Source organism: Paraburkholderia caffeinilytica (assembly GCF_051027425.1).
In the GTDB taxonomy this organism is placed as follows: Bacteria; Pseudomonadota; Gammaproteobacteria; order Burkholderiales; family Burkholderiaceae; genus Paraburkholderia; species Paraburkholderia caffeinilytica_A.
On the sequence record NZ_CP186552.1, the window covers coordinates 1,473,912 to 1,493,349 of the forward strand.

At 63.3% G+C, this 19,438-nt stretch carries 16 protein-coding genes; 12 read left to right on the forward strand and 4 right to left on the reverse strand.

Annotated features, from left to right (window positions below; translation table 11 throughout):
• Positions 1-123: 123 nt before the first annotated feature.
• Genes ACOSV0_RS06485 through astE form a run of 6 tightly spaced genes read left to right on the forward strand, consistent with a single transcriptional unit; the run spans position 124 to position 7,368 of the window.
• Positions 124-1,359: an aspartate aminotransferase family protein gene (locus ACOSV0_RS06485; protein ID WP_434109457.1), complete on the forward strand. Its 1,236-nt coding sequence runs from the start codon at positions 124-126 to the stop codon at positions 1,357-1,359.
• 55 nt (positions 1,360-1,414) lie between these two features.
• Positions 1,415-2,470 (forward strand): arginine/ornithine succinyltransferase subunit alpha, encoded by a 1,056-nt coding sequence (aruF, locus tag ACOSV0_RS06490; protein ID WP_434110190.1) that lies wholly within the window; start codon positions 1,415-1,417, stop codon positions 2,468-2,470.
• Complete coding sequence (gene astA / locus ACOSV0_RS06495) at positions 2,470-3,507, forward strand: arginine N-succinyltransferase (protein WP_434109458.1); 1,038 nt, start codon at positions 2,470-2,472, stop codon at positions 3,505-3,507. Before aruF ends, astA begins: the two co-directional genes overlap by 1 nt.
• Before the next feature lie 2 nt (positions 3,508-3,509).
• Positions 3,510-4,973: a succinylglutamate-semialdehyde dehydrogenase gene (gene astD / locus ACOSV0_RS06500; RefSeq protein WP_434109460.1), complete on the forward strand. Its 1,464-nt coding sequence runs from the start codon at positions 3,510-3,512 to the stop codon at positions 4,971-4,973.
• Between the two features lie 9 nt (positions 4,974-4,982).
• The gene (gene astB / locus ACOSV0_RS06505) at positions 4,983-6,323 is read left to right on the forward strand and encodes an N-succinylarginine dihydrolase (protein ID WP_434109461.1); all 1,341 of its coding nucleotides are present in this window, start codon (positions 4,983-4,985) and stop codon (positions 6,321-6,323) included.
• Complete coding sequence (gene astE / locus ACOSV0_RS06510; RefSeq protein WP_434109462.1) at positions 6,307-7,368, forward strand: succinylglutamate desuccinylase; 1,062 nt, start codon at positions 6,307-6,309, stop codon at positions 7,366-7,368. The genes astB and astE overlap by 17 nt, the downstream gene beginning before the upstream one ends.
• Before the next feature lie 100 nt (positions 7,369-7,468).
• Here the strand turns inward: astE and gstA are convergent, their stop codons facing one another.
• Entirely contained in the window at positions 7,469-8,089 is a 621-nt protein-coding gene (gene gstA / locus ACOSV0_RS06515; protein ID WP_434109463.1) for a glutathione transferase GstA, read from the reverse strand.
• Positions 8,090-8,215: 126 nt separating this feature from the next.
• On the opposite strand from gstA, the gene ACOSV0_RS06520 reads away from it, so the two are divergent.
• Entirely contained in the window at positions 8,216-9,124 is a 909-nt protein-coding gene (locus ACOSV0_RS06520) for a LysR family transcriptional regulator (RefSeq protein WP_434109464.1), read from the forward strand.
• Positions 9,125-9,392: 268 nt separating this feature from the next.
• A complete protein-coding gene (locus ACOSV0_RS06525; RefSeq protein WP_434109465.1) occupies positions 9,393-10,187 on the forward strand; it encodes an ABC transporter substrate-binding protein in 795 nt (264 codons plus the stop codon).
• 192 nt (positions 10,188-10,379) lie between these two features.
• Here the strand turns inward: ACOSV0_RS06525 and ACOSV0_RS06530 are convergent, their stop codons facing one another.
• The gene (locus ACOSV0_RS06530; RefSeq protein ID WP_434109466.1) at positions 10,380-11,138 is read right to left on the reverse strand and encodes an acetoacetate decarboxylase; all 759 of its coding nucleotides are present in this window, start codon (positions 11,136-11,138) and stop codon (positions 10,380-10,382) included.
• Between the two features lie 274 nt (positions 11,139-11,412).
• Here ACOSV0_RS06530 and ACOSV0_RS06535 point away from each other — a divergent pair, with 274 nt between their 5' ends.
• On the forward strand, positions 11,413-12,807 hold the full coding sequence (locus tag ACOSV0_RS06535) for an EAL and HDOD domain-containing protein (protein WP_434109467.1): 1,395 nt from the start codon (positions 11,413-11,415) through the stop codon (positions 12,805-12,807).
• A gap of 159 nt (positions 12,808-12,966) precedes the next feature.
• On the opposite strand, the gene ACOSV0_RS06540 is transcribed toward ACOSV0_RS06535, so the two are convergent.
• Both ACOSV0_RS06540 and ACOSV0_RS06545 read right to left on the reverse strand, forming a co-directional pair.
• Positions 12,967-14,424: an HDOD domain-containing protein gene (locus tag ACOSV0_RS06540; protein ID WP_434109468.1), complete on the reverse strand. Its 1,458-nt coding sequence runs from the start codon at positions 14,422-14,424 to the stop codon at positions 12,967-12,969.
• Between the two features lie 90 nt (positions 14,425-14,514).
• The gene (locus ACOSV0_RS06545; RefSeq protein ID WP_434109469.1) at positions 14,515-16,329 is read right to left on the reverse strand and encodes a putative bifunctional diguanylate cyclase/phosphodiesterase; all 1,815 of its coding nucleotides are present in this window, start codon (positions 16,327-16,329) and stop codon (positions 14,515-14,517) included.
• Between the two features lie 298 nt (positions 16,330-16,627).
• Between ACOSV0_RS06545 and ACOSV0_RS06550 the strand changes: the two genes are divergently transcribed.
• The 3 genes from ACOSV0_RS06550 (at position 16,628) to ACOSV0_RS06560 (ending at position 19,307) form a co-directional block, all read left to right on the forward strand.
• Complete coding sequence (locus ACOSV0_RS06550) at positions 16,628-17,965, forward strand: EAL and HDOD domain-containing protein (RefSeq protein WP_434109471.1); 1,338 nt, start codon at positions 16,628-16,630, stop codon at positions 17,963-17,965.
• A 211-nt stretch (positions 17,966-18,176) separates the two neighbouring features.
• Positions 18,177-18,740 (forward strand): peroxiredoxin, encoded by a 564-nt coding sequence (locus tag ACOSV0_RS06555; protein ID WP_434109472.1) that lies wholly within the window; start codon positions 18,177-18,179, stop codon positions 18,738-18,740.
• Positions 18,741-18,842: 102 nt separating this feature from the next.
• Positions 18,843-19,307, forward strand: a complete 465-nt coding sequence (locus tag ACOSV0_RS06560; protein WP_434109473.1) for a hypothetical protein — start codon at positions 18,843-18,845, stop codon at positions 19,305-19,307.
• Positions 19,308-19,438 lie beyond the last annotated feature (131 nt).

The window sequence follows — 19,438 nt, forward strand, 5'->3', positions numbered from 1 at the left end:
AGTGACATGCCGCGCGGCGTATCCGCCCGGAAGCTCATAGAAAGCGTCGCGTATGCGCAAGACGTATCGCGTGCGGTTTCCTACACTACGTGTATTACCTCTCACCTGTAACGAGGATTTGCCATGAACGACCTGACTGTGACACGCCAGACCTTCGACGAAGTGATGGTGCCGGTGTTTTCGCCCGCCGCCTTCGTGCCGGATCGCGGTCTCGGCTCACGCGTCTGGGATACGGAAGGCCGCGACTATATCGACTTCGCCGGCGGTATCGCCGTCACCGCGCTCGGTCATGCCCATCCTGAACTGCTGAAAGTCCTGCACGACCAGGGCGGCAAGCTGTGGCACATCGGTAACGGCTACACCAACGAGCCGGTGCTGCGTCTCGCCAAGCGCCTCGAAGACCTAACTTTCGCCGACCGCGCATTCTTCGCCAACTCGGGCGCGGAAGCGAACGAAGCGGCATTGAAGCTGGCCCGCCGCGTCGCATTCGAGCGCCATGGCGCCGATAAGATCGAAATCATTTCGTTCACGCAGTCGTTCCATGGCCGCACGTTTTTCACGGTGAGCGTCGGCGGCCAGCCGAAGTATTCGGAAGGCTTCGGCCCGGTGCCGGCCGGCATTATCCACTTGCCGTACAACGATATCGACGCGGCGAAGAAGGCGATCGGAGCGAAGACTTGCGCGGTGATCGTCGAACCGATCCAGGGCGAGGGTGGTGTGATCCCGGCCGATCCGGCGTTCCTGAAGGCGCTGCGTGAAGCCTGCGATGAACACGGCGCCCTGCTGATTTTTGACGAGGTACAAACGGGTGTGGGCCGCAGCGGCTACTTCTACGCCTATCAGGACACCGGCGTGACGCCGGACATCCTGACCACCGCGAAGGCGCTCGGCAACGGTTTCCCGATCGGCGCGATGCTGACCACCAAGGAACTGGCCGCGCACTTCAAGGTCGGCGTGCATGGCACGACCTACGGCGGCAATCCGCTGGGCACGGCGATCGCGGAAAAGGTGGTCGAACTGGTCAGCGATCCGAAGGTGCTCGAAGGCGTGCGTACGCGCGGCGAAGCATTGAAGGGTCAACTCGCAAAGCTCAACGAACGCTTCGGTTTGTTCAAGGAAGTGCGCGGCAAAGGTCTGTTGATCGGTGCTGAGTTGACCGATGCATTCCAGGGTCGCGCAAAAGATTTCGTCACCGCCGCGGGTCAGCACGGCGTGATCATGCTGATGGCGGGTCCGGACGTGCTGCGCTTCGTGCCGTCGCTGATCATGCCGCTCGACGATATGTACGAAGGTTTTGCGCGTCTGGCAAAGGCGATCGAAGAGGTCGTCGGCGCAAAGACCGAAGCCGCGTCGAAGTGAACCACGGTACCGAGCTCAAGCACTGAATCATGCGTCACATTCAACAGGAACGATGATGCTCTTCGTACGCCCCGGCCGCCTCGCCGATCTCGATGCGCTCGAACATATGGCGCGCACCGCGCAACCGGTGCTGCATTCGCTGCCGCACGACCGGCATGCGCTCGAAGCGCGCGTCGCGCTGTCGGAAGACTCGTTTCGCGCGGAGGTCGATTTTCCGGGCGAGGAGTTCTATCTGTTCGTGCTCGAGGATGCAGAGAGCGGCAAGCTGATGGGCACGGCGAGTATCGTCGCCGCAGCCGGTTATTCGGACCCGTTCTACGCGTTTCGCAACGACGCGCTGATTCATGCGTCGCGCGAGCTGCACGTGAATCGCAAGATTCACGCGCTGACCATGTCGCATGAATTGACCGGCAAGAGCCGGCTGGCGGGCTATTACATCGATCCGTCGCTGCGCGGCGATGCGGCCGCGCATCTGATGTCGCGGGCGCGGATGATGTACATCGCCGCCAATCGCAAGCGCTTTACGCCCGAGGTGTTCTCGCTGCTGCTCGGCGTGACCGACGATTCGGGCGTGTCGCCGTTCTGGGAAGCGGTGGGGCGCAAGTTCTTCGGCCGCAATTTTGCCGACATCGAAATCGAATCGGGCGGCCGCAGCCGTACCTTTATCGCCGAAGTGATGCCGACCTATCCGATCTATGTGCCGCTGCTGCCGGAAGCGGCACAACGCGTGCTCGGCGAGCCGGATTCGAAGGCGCTGCTCGCGTATGAGATTCACCTCGAAGAAGGCTTCGAGACGGATCGCTTTATCGACATTTTCGATGCGGGTCCGGTGCTGACCGCGCAAGTGGACCGCAGCGCCTGCGTGAAACGCAACGAAACGCGCGTTGTGCACGAAGACGGCGCGGTTGCCGACGGCTCGACGTATCTGATCGCACATAACGGTGCGGACGGTGAGTTCCGTTGCGTACTCGGTGAATTGCCAGCCGGTAAGGCAAGCGGCGCGTCGTTGTCGCATGCGGCGCGCGCCGCGCTCGGGGTGCAGGAGGGCGACGCGGTACGCTGCGTGCCGCTGCATGAACCGCATCAGGAAGAATTGACGGGAGACGCATAATGATCGTCGTTCGCGTTGTGCAACGAGGCGATGTGGACGCGCTCATGCGGCTCGCGCAGGAGACCGGCCCCGGTCTCACCACTTTCAAGCCGGATCGCGATGCTCTCGCGGCGCGCGTTGAACGCGCCCGCCGCACGATGGAAGACAAGGCCGAGCCGCACGAAGCCGGTTACTTCTTCGTGATGGAAGATACCGACACCGGCGACGTGGCCGGCGTATGCGGCATCGAAACGTCAGTCGGTCTGCAGCAACCGTTCTACAACTATCGCGTGAGCACGGTCGTGCACGCGAGCCAGGACCTCGGCATCTGGACGCGCATGCGCGCACTGAACATTTCGCATGACCTCACGGGTTACGCCGAAGTGTGTTCGCTGTTCCTGAGCCCGCGTTACCGCACGAGCGGCGTCGGCGGTTTGCTGTCGCGTTCGCGCTTCATGTTTCTCGCGCAGTTCCGCGAGCGCTTTCCGCAGCGGTTGTGCGCGGAATTGCGCGGCCATTTCGATGCGGAAGGCACCTCGCCGTTCTGGCGCGCGGTCGGCTCGCATTTCTACCAGATCGATTTCAACGCGGCGGACTATCTGAGCTCGCATGGCCGCAAGGCGTTTCTCGCCGAGCTGATGCCGCGTTATCCGGTGTATGTCGAACTGCTGCCGGACGAGGCGCAGGAATGCGTCGGCCTCACGCACAACGACACGATTCCGGCGCGCCGCATGCTCGAATCGGAAGGGCTGCGTTACGAGAATCACGTCGATATTTTCGATGCGGGCCCGGTGCTCGAATGCCATATCGCCGACTTGCGCACGGTGCGCGAAAGCGTGGTGGTGCCGGTCGAGATCGCCGACGTGCCGGCGGGCGCGCCGCAGGATGCACCGCGTTCGATGATATCGAATACGTCGCTGGGCGATTTTCGCGTGGGCGTGGCGGCGGGCGTGCCGCAAGACGGCGTGTTCCGCATGAGCGCCGCCGAGGCGGCCGCACTCGACGTCAAGGCAGGCGACCCGGTTCGGGTGCTGCCGCTGAAACACAAACAAGGATGATCATGAGCGAGCTTTTCATCGACGGCGAATGGGCCGCCGGCACAGGACCCGCATTCGCGTCGCGCAACCCGGGTACGGGCGCGACGGTGTGGGAAGGCAATAGCGCCTCGGCAGACGACGTCGATCGTGCAGTGCGCAGCGCGCGCCGTGCGTTCGCGGCGTGGTCGGCCTTGAGCCTCGACGAGCGTTGCGGCGTGGTGCGCCGCTTCGCCGCGCTCGTGACGGAACGCAAGGAAGCGCTGGCGGAAGCGATCGGCCGCGAGACCGGCAAACCGCTGTGGGAAGCGCGCACTGAAGCGGCTTCGATGGCGGCGAAGGTCGAGATTTCGATTCAGTCGTACAACGAGCGCACCGGCGAAAAGCGTTCGCCGATGGCTGACGGCACGGCCGTGCTTCGGCATCGTCCGCATGGTGTGGTGGCGGTGTTCGGGCCGTATAACTTCCCGGGGCATTTGCCGAACGGGCATATCGTGCCGGCGCTGATCGCGGGTAATGCCGTTGTGTTCAAGCCGTCCGAACTCGCGCCGGGCGTGGCGGCCCTCACGGTGCAGATCTGGCGCGACGCGGGCTTGCCCGCTGGTGTTTTGAACCTCGTGCAAGGCGAGAAAGAGACGGGCATTGCGCTCGCCAATCATCGGCAGATCGACGGCCTGTTCTTCACCGGTAGTTCGGATACCGGAACATTGCTGCACAAGCAGTTCGGCGGCCGTCCGGAGATCGTCCTCGCGCTGGAGATGGGCGGCAACAATCCGCTCGTGATCGGGCCCGTGGCCGATGTCGACGCCGCCGTGCATCACACGATTCAATCGGCGTTTCTGTCGGCGGGGCAGCGTTGCACGTGCGCGCGCCGTATTTTCGTACCGAACGACGCGTTCGGTGACCGCTTTGTCGAACGCCTGACCGAAGTGACGTCGCGCATCAGCGTCGGCGAATACAATGCCGATCCGCAGCCGTTCATGGGCGCGGTGATTTCCGCGCGTGCGGCTTCGCGCCTCGTCGCGGCCCAGGAGCGGCTCCTCGCCGACGGCGCGAAAGCGCTGCTGAAAATGGAGCAACGCGATCCGACACTCGGCTTCGTCACGCCCGCGATTCTCGACGTGACCGCTGTGAAGAATCTGCCGGACGAAGAGCATTTTGGACCGCTGGCGCAGATCATTCGCTACGGCACGTTCAACGAAGCGCTCGAGAAAGCCAACGACACCGAGTTCGGCCTCTCCGCCGGCCTGCTCGCCGACGACGAAGTGCTCTGGACGCATTTCCAGCGCACCATCCGCGCGGGCATCGTCAACTGGAACCGGCCGACTAACGGTGCCTCGTCGGGCGCTCCGTTCGGTGGTCCGGGACGTTCGGGCAATCACCGGCCGAGCGCGTTCTATGCGGCCGACTACTGCGCGTACCCGATGGCCTCCGTCGAAAGCGCGCAACTGCAAATGCCCGCGAGCGTCTCGCCGGGCCTTCAATTCTAAGGATCGACGATGCAAGCCACTGAAGCCAATTTCGACGGTCTCGTCGGCCCGACCCACAATTACGCGGGGCTCTCGTTCGGCAACGTCGCGTCGCAGAACAACGAGAAGTCGGTTGCCAATCCGAAGGCTGCTGCCAGACAGGGCCTGCGCAAGATGAAGCAGTTGGCCGATCTCGGCTTTCATCAGGGCGTGTTGCCGCCGCAGGAGCGTCCGTCGATGCGCCTGTTGCGCGAGCTCGGCTTTTCGGGCGACGACGCGACAGTGATCGCACGCGTTGCCAAAGACGCGCCCGAGTTGCTGGCGGCGGCGAGTTCGGCGTCGGCGATGTGGACCGCCAATGCGGCGACGGTGAGTCCGTCGGCCGACACGCACGACGGCCGCGTGCATTTCACGCCGGCCAATCTGTGCAGCAAGCTGCATCGCGCGATCGAGCATGAATCGACGCGCCGCACCTTGCGGGCGATTTTCAGCGACGCGGATCGTTTTGCGGTGCATGAGGCGCTGCCCGGCACACCGGCACTCGGCGACGAAGGCGCGGCGAACCACACGCGTTTTTGCTCGGAATACGGCGCACGTGGTGTCGAATTCTTCGTGTACGGCCGCAGCGAATATCGCCGCGGACCGGAGCCGAAGCGCTTCCCCGCACGTCAGACCTTCGAGGCGAGCCGCGCGGTCGCGCATCGTCACGGTCTGGCCGAAGCGGCCACGGTGTATGCACAGCAGAACCCCGACGTGATCGACGCGGGCGTGTTCCATAACGACGTGATCGCGGTGGGCAATCGCAACACGCTGTTTTGCCATCAGCTCGCATTCGTCGATCAGAACGCGGTGTACGACGAGTTGCGCACCAAGCTTTCCGGGCTGAAAACCGAGTTCAACGTGATCGAGGTACCCGACGCGCAAGTGAGTGTGTCCGACGCGGTCACGTCGTACCTGTTCAACAGCCAGTTGCTGACGCGCTCGGACGGCAAGCAGGTGCTGGTGGTGCCGCAGGAATGCCGCGAGAACGCGCGCGTGGGCGCCTATCTGGACGATCTGACTTCGCACACCGGCCCGATCGACGACGTGCTCGTATTCGATCTGCGCGAAAGCATGAAGAACGGCGGCGGTCCGGCATGTCTGCGTCTGCGCGTGGCATTGAACGATGCGGAGCGCGCGGCGGTGACGCCTGGTGTGTGGATCGACGACAAGCTGTTCGGCCGCCTCGACACGTGGATCGAAAAGCACTACCGCGATCGCCTCGCACCGTCCGATCTGACGGATCCGCAACTGCTCGCCGAGTCGCGCACCGCGCTCGATGAGTTGACGCAGATTCTCGGTCTGGGTTCGCTGTATGACTTCCAGCGCTGAGCACGGTATGCCGGTTCCGATGCTCGATGACTTCCTCGCCTACACGTTGGCGGGGACGCGGCCTGGCGCGCAGGAAATGCAGGGCGCGTGTGCTAACAACAACAGCGTGCGCTGGTCCTGGCTCGACGAGGGCGTTCTGCAACTCGAGCCGGCTTCGCATGACACAACCGTTCGCAGCGTACTCGTTTCCGCCGGTGTGCATGGCGACGAGACAGCGCCGATCGAACTGCTGTCACACCTTGTGCATGATATTGCGCAAGGCAGCGCCGCGCTGACATGCCGCCTGCTGGTGATTCTCGGCAACGTCGACGCCATGCGCGACGCGTGCCGTTATCGCGACGACGATCTGAACCGTCTCTTCAGTGGACGTCATGCGCAGGTGCCGCACAGTCACGAAGCGCCGCGCGCGGCGGCGTTGGAGCGTGCGGCAACGCAGTTCTTTGCCGCTGCATCACAGGAGCAGGGCGCGCGTTGGCATATCGACATGCATACGGCGATCCGCCCCTCGGCTTTCGAGCAATTCGCCTTGTTGCCGCACACCGACAAGCCATTTTCGCGCGCCATGTTCGAGTGGCTTGGCGAAGCGCGCATTAGCGCCGTCCTGCTGCACACCACCAAGGGCAACACGTACTCTCACTTCACCGCGCACGCTTGCGGCGCGGAAGCGTGTACGCTGGAACTCGGCAAGGTGCGTCCGTTCGGCCAGAACGATCTGACGCGTTTCGCCGGCGCGGACGAAGCATTGCGTCATCTGCTGGCCGGTACAAAGAACGGCAACGTGCCCGCGGCGATGCCGCGCGTGTTTACCGTGATCGACCAGCTCACCAAGCAAAGCGACGCATTCGAATTGCTGGTTGCAGCGGATGTGCCGAATTTCACGCCCTTCGTGAAGGACACCGTGCTCGCACGCGACGGCGAGTATCGCTACACCGTGCGTCACGATGAGGAACGTCTCGTGTTTCCGAACGCGACGGTCAAGCCTGGCTTGCGCGCGGGTTTGCTGGTGGTCGAGACGACGCAGGACACACTGTCCAGTCTTGTGTAACCGCGCGCTGTAGTGAAACGTTGGGCACCTCGGCGCGCAACGTTTCACAGTGCGCACGCCTCGTGTAACGCAGGTAGTTTGGGTAACCTGGTTAAGCAGCTTAAGCCGCGTTCGCCCGCACCAAACCTTCCGCTACCATCGCTTCACGCACTTTCGGCCGCGCCGCGATGCGCGCCAGGTACTCACCCAGATGCGGATACGGGCTCAGATCCACCGACAGCATCCGCGCCCAGCTCAATACCGTGAACGCGTACGCATCGGCGGCTGAGTACTGTCCGGTGAGATAGTCGCGCGACGTGAGTACGCCCTCAAGTTCGCTGAAGCGTGTAGCGAGTTTCGCCAGGCATTTGGCCTTCGTCGATTCGGCAGTCTCCTGATGCCAAAGCCAGGGGCTGAAGGTTTTGTGCAACTCCGTGCTGATATAGGTGAGCCACGCGGCCGCTTCGAGACGCTGCAGCGTCCCGGCGGGCGGTAACAAGGCGCGCTCCGGCGCGAGATCGGCGATGTATTGCAGGAGCGCCGCGCCTTCGGTGTGACGTGAGCCGTCGGCGAATTCGACGAGAGGCACATAACCGCGCGGTGAGATCGCATAGTAATCGTCGCCATTGACGAGCTTGTGCGTTTGCAGGTTCACCTTGACGGTTTCGAAGTCGAGCCCGGCTTCGAGCAGGACAATGTGAACGGCCAGCGAGCAGGAGCCCGGCGAATAGTAGAGTTTCATGGTGTCACCGCTATAAACGAGAGTGAAGTCCCGGCAGATGCCGGTGGCAAGGCTCGTCGGCCGACAAGTCGATGTGGTAAAAGTAGCCCGGATCGCATTCAGAATAAACAGGCGGCTTGCCAAACCATGCGTGCAAAAACGCAATACGAACTGACTTCGGCGGATACCCAGACCATTCTCGCGCTGGTGCGCGCCGGCACGCTGGCGGAAGCGGCGCAGCGTCTGGGCGTCGACGCATCGACGATTTTTCGCGCCGTGCAGCGGATCGAACGCGGGCTTGGCCAGCGCCTGTTCGAACGCTCGCGCAGCGGTTATCGCGCGACACCGCTCGGCGCGCAACTGGCGCGTCACGCCGAGCGCATCGAAAGCGAGCTGGCGGCGGCGCGCTCGACGGTGCAGGCGAGCAGTGACCGCGTGTCCGGCAGTGTTCACGTAACGACCACCGATACCGTGCTCTACGGACTCCTGCTGCCCGCGCTGCATGATTTCGCGGCTCTGCATCCGGCGTTGTCGTTCGAGTTGACGGCGACCAACAGCCTCGCGAGCCTGACCAAACGCGACGCCGACATCGCCGTGCGCGCCACGCGCCGCGCGCCGGATCATCTGGTGGGCAAACATGTCGGCTCGTTGCGTATCGCGGTGTTTGCGGCGAAGGGGAGTGGCATCGACGCGAGCGACGCCGATGCGCTGTCGCGCTGCGATTGGGCGGCGCCGGACGGCTCGCTCGGCGATCATCCTTCGGTTCTATGGCGCAAGAGTCATTACCCGACTGTCGAACCGCGTTACAGGACCAACAGCGTGATGGCGGTGTTCGAACTGGTGGCGCGTGGCTTCGCCGTTGGCATCCTCCCAACCTTTCTCGCGCGCGGCCGGAACGATCTGGTGCAACTGACCCCGCCGCTCGACGAAGCCGAATCGCAGGTCTGGGTGCTCGCGCATCCGGAATCGCGTCATTTGCCGCATGTCGCGGCGGTCTACACGCATCTGTCGCAGCAGCTCGGCAGCGATTTCGCGGCCGGCGACGGCGCGGTCTAACGTGCATCAAACCGCATGCCGGCTTGCCTGAGCGCGACACGAAGTTGCACCTTCAAGCGCGCGTTATCCGGTTCGCCAAACAAGCTGGACCAAGGGGCGCCCGCAGGGCCGCCTGCAGGACCGGAATACGAAGCCTGTACAATCCCGCCCTCGCGGCTGTTGCGCTGCACCACATTGGCCGCACGAGTTTGAATCGCATTTTTGGCGCGGCAATCATGCTCGCCGGATTCGGCTCCGTCTTATTCAATACCGTAGAGGAACACCCGTAATGAAGATGAATTGGCGAAACATGGCCGCGCTCGCGCTGTTCGCGACGGCAACGATCACGGCAGGCACCGCCTCGGCAGCGGATATCAAGGAAGTGCGCTTCGGCGTCGAGGCGTCGTATGCGCCGTTCGAATCGAAGTCGCCGTCAGGCGAGCTGCAAGGTTTCGATATCGACATCGGCAATGCCGTGTGTGCAAAGCTGAAGGCGAAATGCGTGTGGGTCGAGAATTCGTTTGACGGCCTGATTCCGGCATTGGAAGCGCGCAAGTTCAACGCGATCAACTCGGACATGACGATCACGGAACAGCGCCGCCAGGCCATCGATTTCACCGATCCGATCTACACGATTCCGAATCAGATGATCGCGAAGAAGGGCAGTGGCCTGCTGCCCACGGCGGCCTCGCTCAAGGGTAAGCACGTCGGCGTGCTGCAAGGCACGATCCAGGAAACCTATGCGAAGGCGCGCTGGGCGCCGGCCGGCGTCGACGTCGTGCCGTATCAGACGCAGGACCAGATCTACGCCGACCTCGCGTCGGGCCGTCTTGATGCCGCGTTCCAGGACGCGGAAGCGGCTTCGAAGGGCTTTCTGAAGAAGCCGCAAGGCGCGGGCTTCGACTTTGCCGGCCCGGCCGTCACCGACGAGAAACTGCTCGGCGCGGGCGTGGGCTTCGGCATCCGCAAGGGCGACAAGGCCTTGAAGGACGCGTTGAACCAGGCGCTCAAGGAATTGAAGGCCGACGGTACGATCGACCGCTTCGCGGCGAAGTACTTCGACGTGAAGGTTGTGTTGAAGTAACGCGTTATGTATCTCGCCTGATGCAAACGGCCGCTGATGCGGCCGTTTGCATTTTGGGCGACGCCTGAAGCGTCATCTGCCTGACGCGTGTCCCAGCCTTGCTTGATGCGCTTTAGGTGCGCTTTAGGTGCGCTCCATCTGCGCTTCATACACGCGCCGTGCATGCCCAGTACGCCACACCGTGACGGCCGGTCAGCGAACGTTGGCTTCGGGCTGAACGAGATAGTCGAACACCACTTCACCGAGTCCGAGCGTCAGATCGGCAAGCAGATGCCGCGCCTCGACGATTTCCAGCACCGGCAATTCCGCGACCGGCGCCAGCGCATGGTGTGCAAGCTCGAGCGAAGCAGGGCCCGTCCATGCGCCTTTAAGGGTGATGTCCTGCAGGTAGTAGCGCACCAGTTCGCAAATGCGCGGCGTGCCGTCCACGTGCGGAATCACCTTCAGCAGGAAGTTCGGCGTTTCCAGACGCTTCTGTTGCTGCGCCAGATCCAGTTGCCGATGCTTGTAGCCCATCGTGCCGGTGGCGATGCGCACAGGGCCGTAATCGAGCGTGCCGACGAGCGTGTCGGTATGGACTTCCAGCACCGGTGCGGCGAGCTTCTTCGGAAAGCCCCACAGTTCACGGCCGCCGGCGATCGGCGGATGGTCGTCCAGATACATGGCCAGCGTGTAGCCGCCTGCTACGCCGTTGTACGACACCGGGATCACCTGACCGCTTTCCGTGTAGTCGCCGAAGCCGGTCGAATCCGGCATGCGAATGAATTCGTAATGTACGAGGGGCTCGCCGATCTGGAGCGGCTCGGGCACCACGGCGCGCAGTTTGTCCGGATCGGTGCGGTAAGTGATGATCAGGAATTCCCGGTCGACGAAACGATACGGACCCATCGGAAACGCCGGGTTCGTGATCGGCATCGCGAAGGCATTTGACAGCACGCTTTTGACGTCCATGATTTTCCTTGATGGTTAAAGGCGGGGTGGCACGGGTGGAACGCTTCTGCACTGCACCAGAGTATCGTCGATTCTTTCCAGGTCTTCAGCGAGACGGGTAACCAATTATTTCGAGATATTGCGGCGTTGACATGTCCGCGCGCAGTGGCCTGAGCTAAAATCGCCGGGCGCATCGCAGATGCCACGGGCCGCAGAGCCTTGGGCGCACGTTATCGGTGCAGCAAAAACCAAATACAGCAGTGAGCGCCAGGGCGGCGCTTAGCGGGGGAATGGAATGACCACCATCGCAGTCGAGAATCCGAGCCACGCGGGTGCTGCGGACGATGCGCAATTGAAAGCCAGCTTCGCGCGTCAGCCGATTCTGAACCGGGACGGCATGCTGTGCGGCTATGAGATCAAGGTGCGCGCACCGGCGCTGCCGGCGGGCGCCGACCCTGACGCGGCCCCGGTTGCGGGGCATGGCGCGGATCCGGGCGCCGGCGCCGATGTCGATGCCGATGTGCTGCCGGGCCGCGCGCCCGACCCGGCGCAACTGGTGGTCCGGGCCGTGATTCGCGGTCTGGCGCAGAGCAATGTGCGCGGTGCGCTCACCGGGCATCCCGCTTACGTCGATGTCAGCCGCGAGATGCTGTTCGACGACTCGATTGAGCGGCTGCCCACCGAGCGCTTCATGTTCGAATTGTCGCCGACGATCGAGGTGGACGACGCACTGATCGAGCGCATCATTCAATTGCACGGCCGGCGCTACCGCTTCGTACTCGACGAAGTGACCCAGCCCGACGAGACGTTCGCGAAGCTGCTGCCTTACGCGGATGTCGTCAAGATCGATTTCGCGCGGACCTCGGATGTGCTGCTGCCCAAGCTGACGGGCGTGCTCAAGTCGGCGGGCAAGCTGCTGATCGCGCTGGGTATCGATGCGCAGGCCGATTTCGAAGTGGCGCATGGTCTCGGCTTCGATCGTTTTCAGGGCTACTACTTCGCGCGTGCGCAGACTTCCACGACGCGGCGTGTCAGCGCGCCGCGGCACGCATTGCTGAACCTGCTGCAACTGCTGTCAGGCGAGCCGACCGTCGCGCAGCTCGAAGCCGAACTCAAGCTGAATCCCGTGCTCGTCATGCATCTGATGAAGCTCGCGAATTCGAGCGGCCTTGCCGTCGGTCACAAGGTCACGACGCTGCGGGAAGCGATCAACGCGACCGGCACGAACCGGATCGCTCGCTGGACGCAGTTGCTGCTCTACGCGGACGGCCGCAAGGTCGCGCTCGAGGACGATCCTCTGCTGCAACTCGCGGCGAGCCGGGCGCGTTTCATGGAACTGGCGATCGAGCGCTTGCCCGAAGCCGGGCGCGACGAATCCGATGCGGCGTTTCTGACCGGCGTGTTTTCGTTTGTCGATGCGGTGTTCGGCGGCTCGCTCGAGAGCACGCTGAATGTGCTGACGTTGTCGCGGCCGATCCAGGCGGGCATTCTGCATCGGCAGGGCGTGCTGGGGTTGCTGCTGACGGCGGTCGAAGCCCTGGAGTGCGGCGCGTGGGACGAACTCGAAGCCTTGTGCGCGCGCTTGCAGCCGTTGACGGTGGAAGAGATCGCGCAGCTAGGCTTGGCGGCAGGCGCGTGGGCCGGGGTCGCGGATCGGAGCGCGGAAGGGTTGGAGCGGATTGAGGATTGAATATTGAAGGGGGCGGGGCCGAGGTTCGAGGCTTGAAGCGAAAAGGCCGGCATGCGTTGCATGCCGGCCTTTCAACATCCAGAATTCATGACTCGCGACGTAGGGCAAATACAGAACCGGTGAGTGTGAAGCAGGGTGATCAACGATCACGCCACGTCTTCACATCGTCTCCATTTCCTGCATCTGCCCCAGGCCGAAAAAACGTCCTAACTCCTTTGCCAGTTCATTCAACGCGCTCATTTCCTTTTGAGATATCCGGCGTGGCTCGTGCGTATGAGACCAGTCGCCGTATAACAGCGCCACCGTCTGATGAGTTTCGTCGACGACCGGCAACAGCACGAAGGCGCGGGCGTCGTCGAACGAACGGCGGAACCATTCCGGCAAGCGCGCGATCATCTTCGGGTCGCGTGCGTTCTCGATAAAAATACCGACCGAGTTCGCGATCGCGAGATGAAACACGTCGGGTTCGAAGGCGGTGTTGAACGACAGCTTCGGCATTGCCGCGTCGATCTTCGGACCGAGTCCGAGGCGCGCCTTGAAGGTGCCGTTGCTATGCTTGACGAATACCACCGTGCGCGCGAAGCCGAGCGCCGCCAGCACGGTTTCCGCGGCCAGCGCCAGCGCCGGCGCGAGCGCGCTGCCGTCGGGCAGGCCGCGCAGATCGCCCACCCCCGCCGCAATGCGCGCTTCCGGGTTGAGCGCCTCGCGCGCGATCGCGTCCGCATTGGCGCGCAACTCGACGATCTCGCGCATCACGCCGTCGCCGCCTTCTTCACGGGCGAGCGCGACGCTCATGTCGAGCAGCACTTCCGGGTCGGTGTTCAGCGCGCGGCTATAGGCCTGCGCCAGTTCGGTGATGCGTTCTTCGCGCTCCCAGTCCGGCATATTCTGCTGGGTCAGCACGTCGGCGACCGCCGTCGAATAGTTGGTGATGGCGCGCAGCCACTGCACCTGGCGCGGCTGTTCCATATCCAGCGGATCGAACTCGCCCATGCCGGCGCGGATCATGTCGGGCAGACGCCAGCGCACCGCTGCTTCGGCGCCGATTTCGTCGAACGTGACGCCGAGCACCAGCACGCAGGCATCGGCTTCGAGCGTGCCGTCTTCGATATGCCGGCGGATCTGATCCCACTCGGCGTCGAGATAGAACACCACCAGCAGCTTGCCGATCTGCCGCATCAGCGTGCAGACCACGGCTTCTTCGCCGGCGCGCAGATCGCCGCGCTCGGTCAGCTTGCGCGCGACGCAGCCCGACAGCAGCGTGCGGTTCAATTCGAGTTTCGCGTCGATACGGCGCGGCGCACTGTGATGAAAGTGATCGACGATTTTCAGGCCGACCACCAGATGGCCGACCGCGTCCATGCCGAGCACCATCAGCGCGCGCGACACGGTGGTGATGTTGCCGCCGAACGCCATATACATGGCCGAGTTGGCAAGCCGCAGCACCTTTTGCGTCAGGGCGAAATCCGACAACACGACCTGCACGAGGCCGGTGAAGTCGAGATCGTCGTTGTTCATCGCCGCCATGGTGGTACGCAACGACTGCGACAGCATGGGGAAATCGCCGCGCTCGCTCATTCGCGTCCAGAGCCGGTCGAGCACCGCCGCCTTTACCATGTGAGTCCCGCAAAAGCCATACATGTTCCAATGAGTGCCACACCGGCACGAGGCCGGCATTTTCCGCTGCGCACGAGGTTTGCCCGCATGTTATGCGGTATGCAGATGAAGCGTGCGCGCTTCGAAACGTTGTGCAAGTTCCTCGGAGGGCAACGCCTTGCAGACGAGCCATCCCTGTATGTGGTCGCATCCCATCTCGGTGAGCAGGGTGCGTTGTGCTTCCGTTTCGACGCCCTCGGCAACCAGTTCGAGATCGAGTGTTTGCGCGAGTCCGACCACCGCGCTAACGATTGCCTGATCGTTCCGGGAGGTTAGCAGATTCTCGACGAAACTCCTGTCGATCTTGAGTTTGGCCAAGGGGAATCGTTGCAGGTAGGCCAGACTCGAATAGCCCGTGCCGAAATCGTCCACGGCAAAGCGGATGCCCATCGCGGTCAGTTCTTCGAGCAGAACCTTGGCATGCGCCGGGTCGTGCATCAGCAGGCTTTCGGTGATCTCGAACACGAGGCGGCGCGGGTCGATGCCCGTCAACTCGATCGCTTCGCGCACGGCGTCCTTGAAACGCGGATCGCGGAACTGTTGCGGCGACACGTTGACGGCGACGTACTGCAATGAAATGCCCTGCGCGTCCCACTGGATCAACTGCATGCACGCGACCTTCAACACCCAGTTGCCGAGGAAGTTGATCAGGCCGATCGATTCCGCGAGCGGAATGAACATCGAAGGGGGCACCAGACCGTGCACCGGATGCGACCAGCGGATCAACGCTTCCACGCCGACGACGCCATGCGTGCGGCTGCTCGTGATCGGCTGGAAGTGCAGCGAGAACTCGCCGTTGCGCACGCCGTCGTAGAGGTCGGCCTCCAGCTTCAGGCGCTCGGCGTCGGCGGGATTGTCGTCCGGTACGTAGAAGGCGAGTGTGTTGCCGCCGGCCGCCTTGGCCTGCAGCAAGGCATGGTCGGCCCAGCGCAGCAGGTGGGTGTCGTGGGCGGCGTCGTCGTTGGCGTGGCGCACGTCGGGATAGAGCGCAATGCCGATGCTCGCCGACAGATGCACCTGCTGGCCGTTGAACACATAGGGTTGCTGGATCGCGGTCAGCAGGCGGCGCGCCAGCGCTTCGGCTGCGGCGGCCGCGTCGGTGCGGCTCGCGGCAGGCTTCACGAGGATCGCGAATTCGTCGCTGGCGATGCGCGCCACCGTCTCGCTCGGGCTCGTCATATTCAACAGGCGCCGCGCGGTGTCGCGCAACATCTCGTCGCCGGCATCGTAGCCGAGCGCGCGGTTCACGCGCTGATAGTCGTCGAGGTCGAGCAGCAGCAGGGCGGCCGGTGTGCCGTGGGCGTCGGCTTGCTGTTGCGCTTCGAGCAGCGAGGGGATCAGCGCCGGCTGATTGGGCAGGCTGGTCAGGCGGTCCAGATGCAGCGCCTGGGTCAGGCGTTCCTCGGTGGCCCGCCAGGCCGACACGTCGAAACCGGCGATCGCGTAGCCGTCGATGCCGTCGTGGCTGCCGTGCATCACGCGCAGCTCGACGGTGATCGGGTAGGTCAGCGACTTGATGAGACCGAGCGTGGCCTTCTCGACGTTGCCCGTGGCGACGGCGCGCGTCAGCAGCGCGTCGAGGCGCGGCACGTCGGCGGGTTCCACGAGATCGTGCAGCGTGATGGTCTCGAGATATTCACGGTGATAGCCGATGAAGCGCAGGCTGGCGTCGGAAACATAGAGGAAGCGCAGTTCGTGATCGACGTGCGCCAGCAGGTCGACGGCGCCGACCACCTGTTCCAGTTGCGCGGTGCGGCTGGCGCGTGCCTGCGGTTTGCCGTGGGCGCGCCGGCCGAACGCACGAAACCGGTCGATGACCGTGCGCAAGGAGCCCCGGCGGGGCGCGGTGATCGTGTTCGCTTCCATGTATGTCGCTGGCAACCTGTGTTCGTCTGCAGGCGGGGCGGCTCACTGCCCGCCGTGTCCGGGCGGTCAGGAGGTATCAGGCCGCCCCATCAGAACGAGATAACGACCGGCGGCGGGAAATCTTTAGTGCCTGCTGTAAAAAACATATGGTAAGGAAGTGGCCCTGTGGCCTGGCCTCGCCACGGGAGCGATTCGGTTAAAGTGCAATGGCTTGCCATCCGTTAACACGACAAACCTGTTGTGCAGTGCCGGCTGTGACGTCGCTGCGCAGCCTCCCGAACTCTTGCACCGATGATCCATGCCTGAACGTCACTTTGTCAGGGCCCGTCCCCGACACGTCGAGGTGCTTGAGCCATGTTCCGAAGACGCCGACCAGACGTCCGGGGGACAGTTCGTCTATCTGGGCCGCCAGCCGATTCTCGATCGCAATGGCGGGCTCAAGGCTTACGAATTATTGTTTCGATCCAGCGCGCATAACTATGCCGAGGTCAGCGACAACGCCCAGGCGACGGCGCAGGTCGTGGCTCGCGCGATCGGCGGGATCGGCGTGGGGGCCGTACTGGGGCCGCACCGCGGCTTCGTCAACATCGACCGCGGGCTGCTTTTCAACGACATCGTGCATCTGATGTCACCCGAGCGCTTTGTGCTCGAGATCCTCGAAACCGTCGAGTTCGACGCGCATCTGGTCCGTCGCCTCACCGAGTTGCGCCGCGCCGGCTTCCAGGTCGCGCTCGACGATATCTGCGAACTGTCCGACGAGCTGCTTGCCGTGCTGCCGCACACCGACATCGTCAAGATCGACTTCCTGCAGACCGGGCGGTCCGAGCTTGGCCGGTTGGCGTCGACGGTACGCAGCCACGGCAAGATACTGCTCGCCGAGAAGATCGAGACGCGCGAAGATTTTGCGATCGCTCGCGACCTCGGCTTCGATCTGTTCCAGGGATACTTTTTCGCACGGCCGCAGGTGCTGGCCACGCCGCGCAATCGCTCGCTGCGGCCCGGTCTGTTGCGCCTGCTGGCGCTGTTGTCGCGCGATGCAGGGATTGTCGAGCTCGAAGCGGAGCTCAAGCTGAACCCGGGTGTGGTGGTGCAACTGCTACGCCTCGTCAATTCGAGCGCGTTCGGGCTGGGGCGCAATATCGCTTCGCTGCGCGAGGCCATTATCGCTACCGGCACGCGGCAGATTGCGCGTTGGGCGCAACTGCTGCTGTACGCGGACAGCGGTGATTTGCCGTGGCGCGCCGATCCGCTGGTGCAACTGGCCGGCACGCGCTCGCGCTTCATGGAATTGGCCGCCGGCTGGCTGCGCCCGTCCGATGACGACTTTGCCGACGCCGCTTTCATGACCGGGATTTTTTCCCTGGTCCACGTGGTGCTTGGCAGCACACCCGCGTCCGTCCTCGAGAAACTCGGCCTTGCGCCGCAGATTCGCGACGCGATCGTGACGCGCCGCGGCGCGCTCGGCACCTTGTTGCGGATTGCCGAAGCGGCCGGCGAGGGCGCCGACACCGCCGCGATCGCAGCCGGACCCGATGCGCCGCCCGGCTTCGCGGCGCTCACGCCCGAGGTGCTGGCCGAGCTGAACCTGTCCGCGGCGGCGTGGTTCGGCGCGCATGTCGAAGAAGCGGCGGCCTGATGGTGGCGTAGTGCTGGCCTGGCGGTGGCCTGGGGTGGTCTTGTGGCGATCTGCCATCGGGCCGGCGCGCGTTTGCATCCTTTCCGCAGATTCTGACGTATCTTGTCCGTACGTGGTCCAATAGCGAGTGGAGATTGCCGGGGTTGGGCTGAACGCCGCAACCTTCGGTTCATTGCGCCAACCGCGTGCACTAACGTTCGAGGGATTGGAAATGAAGAGAAAACTCATACCGATGGCGCTGGCTGCCGTCCTGTCAGTGGGATTCGCGATGCATTCGCTGACGGCCTCGGCCACGCTCAAACCGGGCGATGCCGCGCCGCCGTTTACCGCGCAGGCTTCTCTGGGCGGCAAGACCTACACCTATTCGCTTACCGACGAGTTGAAGAACGGACCGGTGGTGCTGTACTTCTACCCGGCGGCCTTCACGAAGGGCTGCACGATCGAAGCCCACGAGTTTGCCGAAGCGGTCGACGAATACAAGAAATATGGCGCGACGGTGATTGGTGTGTCGCACGACAACATCGACACCTTGACGAAGTTTTCGGTGAGCGAATGCCGCAGCAAATTCCCGGTGGCCGCCGATGCCGATTCGAAGGTGATCGGCGCCTATGATGCCGGCATGCCGATGCATAGCTCGATGGCCAATCGTGTGTCGTACGTGATTGCGCCGGATGGCAAGATCATTTACGAGTACACGAGTCTTTCGCCGGAGAAGCACGTTGAGAATACGCTCAAGGCGGTGAAGGATTGGGCGGCGACGCATAAGCAGCCGTAGGGTTTGGCATGCGCGCGGCGGCGCGTTTTTTTGCAATGGGTTGTTGCTCTGCGATTAAGGGTCGCGCCGTGCTAGTTTGATTTTTTGTCTGGCGGGTTTGCGATGCCGATTCTTGTTGCGTTCATTGCGCTGATCGCGCTGGTGTATGGCGCAGTGCGGGCTTTTTATGCCTTGCAGGCGGCTTTGGGTCTGGCCGTTGCGGTTGGGGTTGCTGTTCTTGTTGTTGTGCTTTTGATTGCGGCGGTTGTTTATTGGTGGCGGCGTCGAAAGGAAGTCGCTCCCAATATTCGCGATGGCGATTGGACGCATGAACTCAAGGGGAGCTGGGGGGCGGTTCGGTTGGCCGCAGGCAAGCGGTTATGTGAGATTCGCCTTGGCGACGAGCAGGGGGCGTATATTTTTGCCGATCTGCGGGGGGCGGAGGTGCAAGGTCATGATGCTCAATGGCAGGTCGCTGTGAAGGTTAAGGACGCGAAGCGTCAGGGTTGGGTTTTGCCCATGGTGGGGGAGCGGCAGGCCAGGCAGTGGGCGCGGATTTTTTTGCTTGCAGCGGATCAGAGGCTTTAGGGGTGGGGGTTTTTTTGCCTGCGGCGGTGGGGTTTGCTTGGTCTGGTTGCCTGCGTGGCGCTTTGTTTGTCTAGTTGCCTGCGGCGTTGGCCTTTCCTTGTTTTGTTATTGGTTTATTAGCGTCGCCCCTG

Coding starts and splice junctions, on each gene's coding strand:
- ACOSV0_RS06485 (WP_434109457.1), top strand. CDS start 124: ATGAACGACCTGACTGTGACACGCCAGACCTTCGACGAAGTGATGGTG.
- aruF (WP_434110190.1), top strand. CDS start 1,415: ATGCTCTTCGTACGCCCCGGCCGCCTCGCCGATCTCGATGCGCTCGAA.
- astA (WP_434109458.1), top strand. CDS start 2,470: ATGATCGTCGTTCGCGTTGTGCAACGAGGCGATGTGGACGCGCTCATG.
- astD (WP_434109460.1), top strand. CDS start 3,510: ATGAGCGAGCTTTTCATCGACGGCGAATGGGCCGCCGGCACAGGACCC.
- astB (WP_434109461.1), top strand. CDS start 4,983: ATGCAAGCCACTGAAGCCAATTTCGACGGTCTCGTCGGCCCGACCCAC.
- astE (WP_434109462.1), top strand. CDS start 6,307: ATGACTTCCAGCGCTGAGCACGGTATGCCGGTTCCGATGCTCGATGAC.
- gstA (WP_434109463.1), bottom strand. CDS start 8,089: ATGAAACTCTACTATTCGCCGGGCTCCTGCTCGCTGGCCGTTCACATT.
- ACOSV0_RS06520 (WP_434109464.1), top strand. CDS start 8,216: ATGCGTGCAAAAACGCAATACGAACTGACTTCGGCGGATACCCAGACC.
- ACOSV0_RS06525 (WP_434109465.1), top strand. CDS start 9,393: ATGAAGATGAATTGGCGAAACATGGCCGCGCTCGCGCTGTTCGCGACG.
- ACOSV0_RS06530 (WP_434109466.1), bottom strand. CDS start 11,138: ATGGACGTCAAAAGCGTGCTGTCAAATGCCTTCGCGATGCCGATCACG.
- ACOSV0_RS06535 (WP_434109467.1), top strand. CDS start 11,413: ATGACCACCATCGCAGTCGAGAATCCGAGCCACGCGGGTGCTGCGGAC.
- ACOSV0_RS06540 (WP_434109468.1), bottom strand. CDS start 14,424: ATGGTAAAGGCGGCGGTGCTCGACCGGCTCTGGACGCGAATGAGCGAG.
- ACOSV0_RS06545 (WP_434109469.1), bottom strand. CDS start 16,329: ATGGAAGCGAACACGATCACCGCGCCCCGCCGGGGCTCCTTGCGCACG.
- ACOSV0_RS06550 (WP_434109471.1), top strand. CDS start 16,628: ATGCCTGAACGTCACTTTGTCAGGGCCCGTCCCCGACACGTCGAGGTG.
- ACOSV0_RS06555 (WP_434109472.1), top strand. CDS start 18,177: ATGAAGAGAAAACTCATACCGATGGCGCTGGCTGCCGTCCTGTCAGTG.
- ACOSV0_RS06560 (WP_434109473.1), top strand. CDS start 18,843: ATGCCGATTCTTGTTGCGTTCATTGCGCTGATCGCGCTGGTGTATGGC.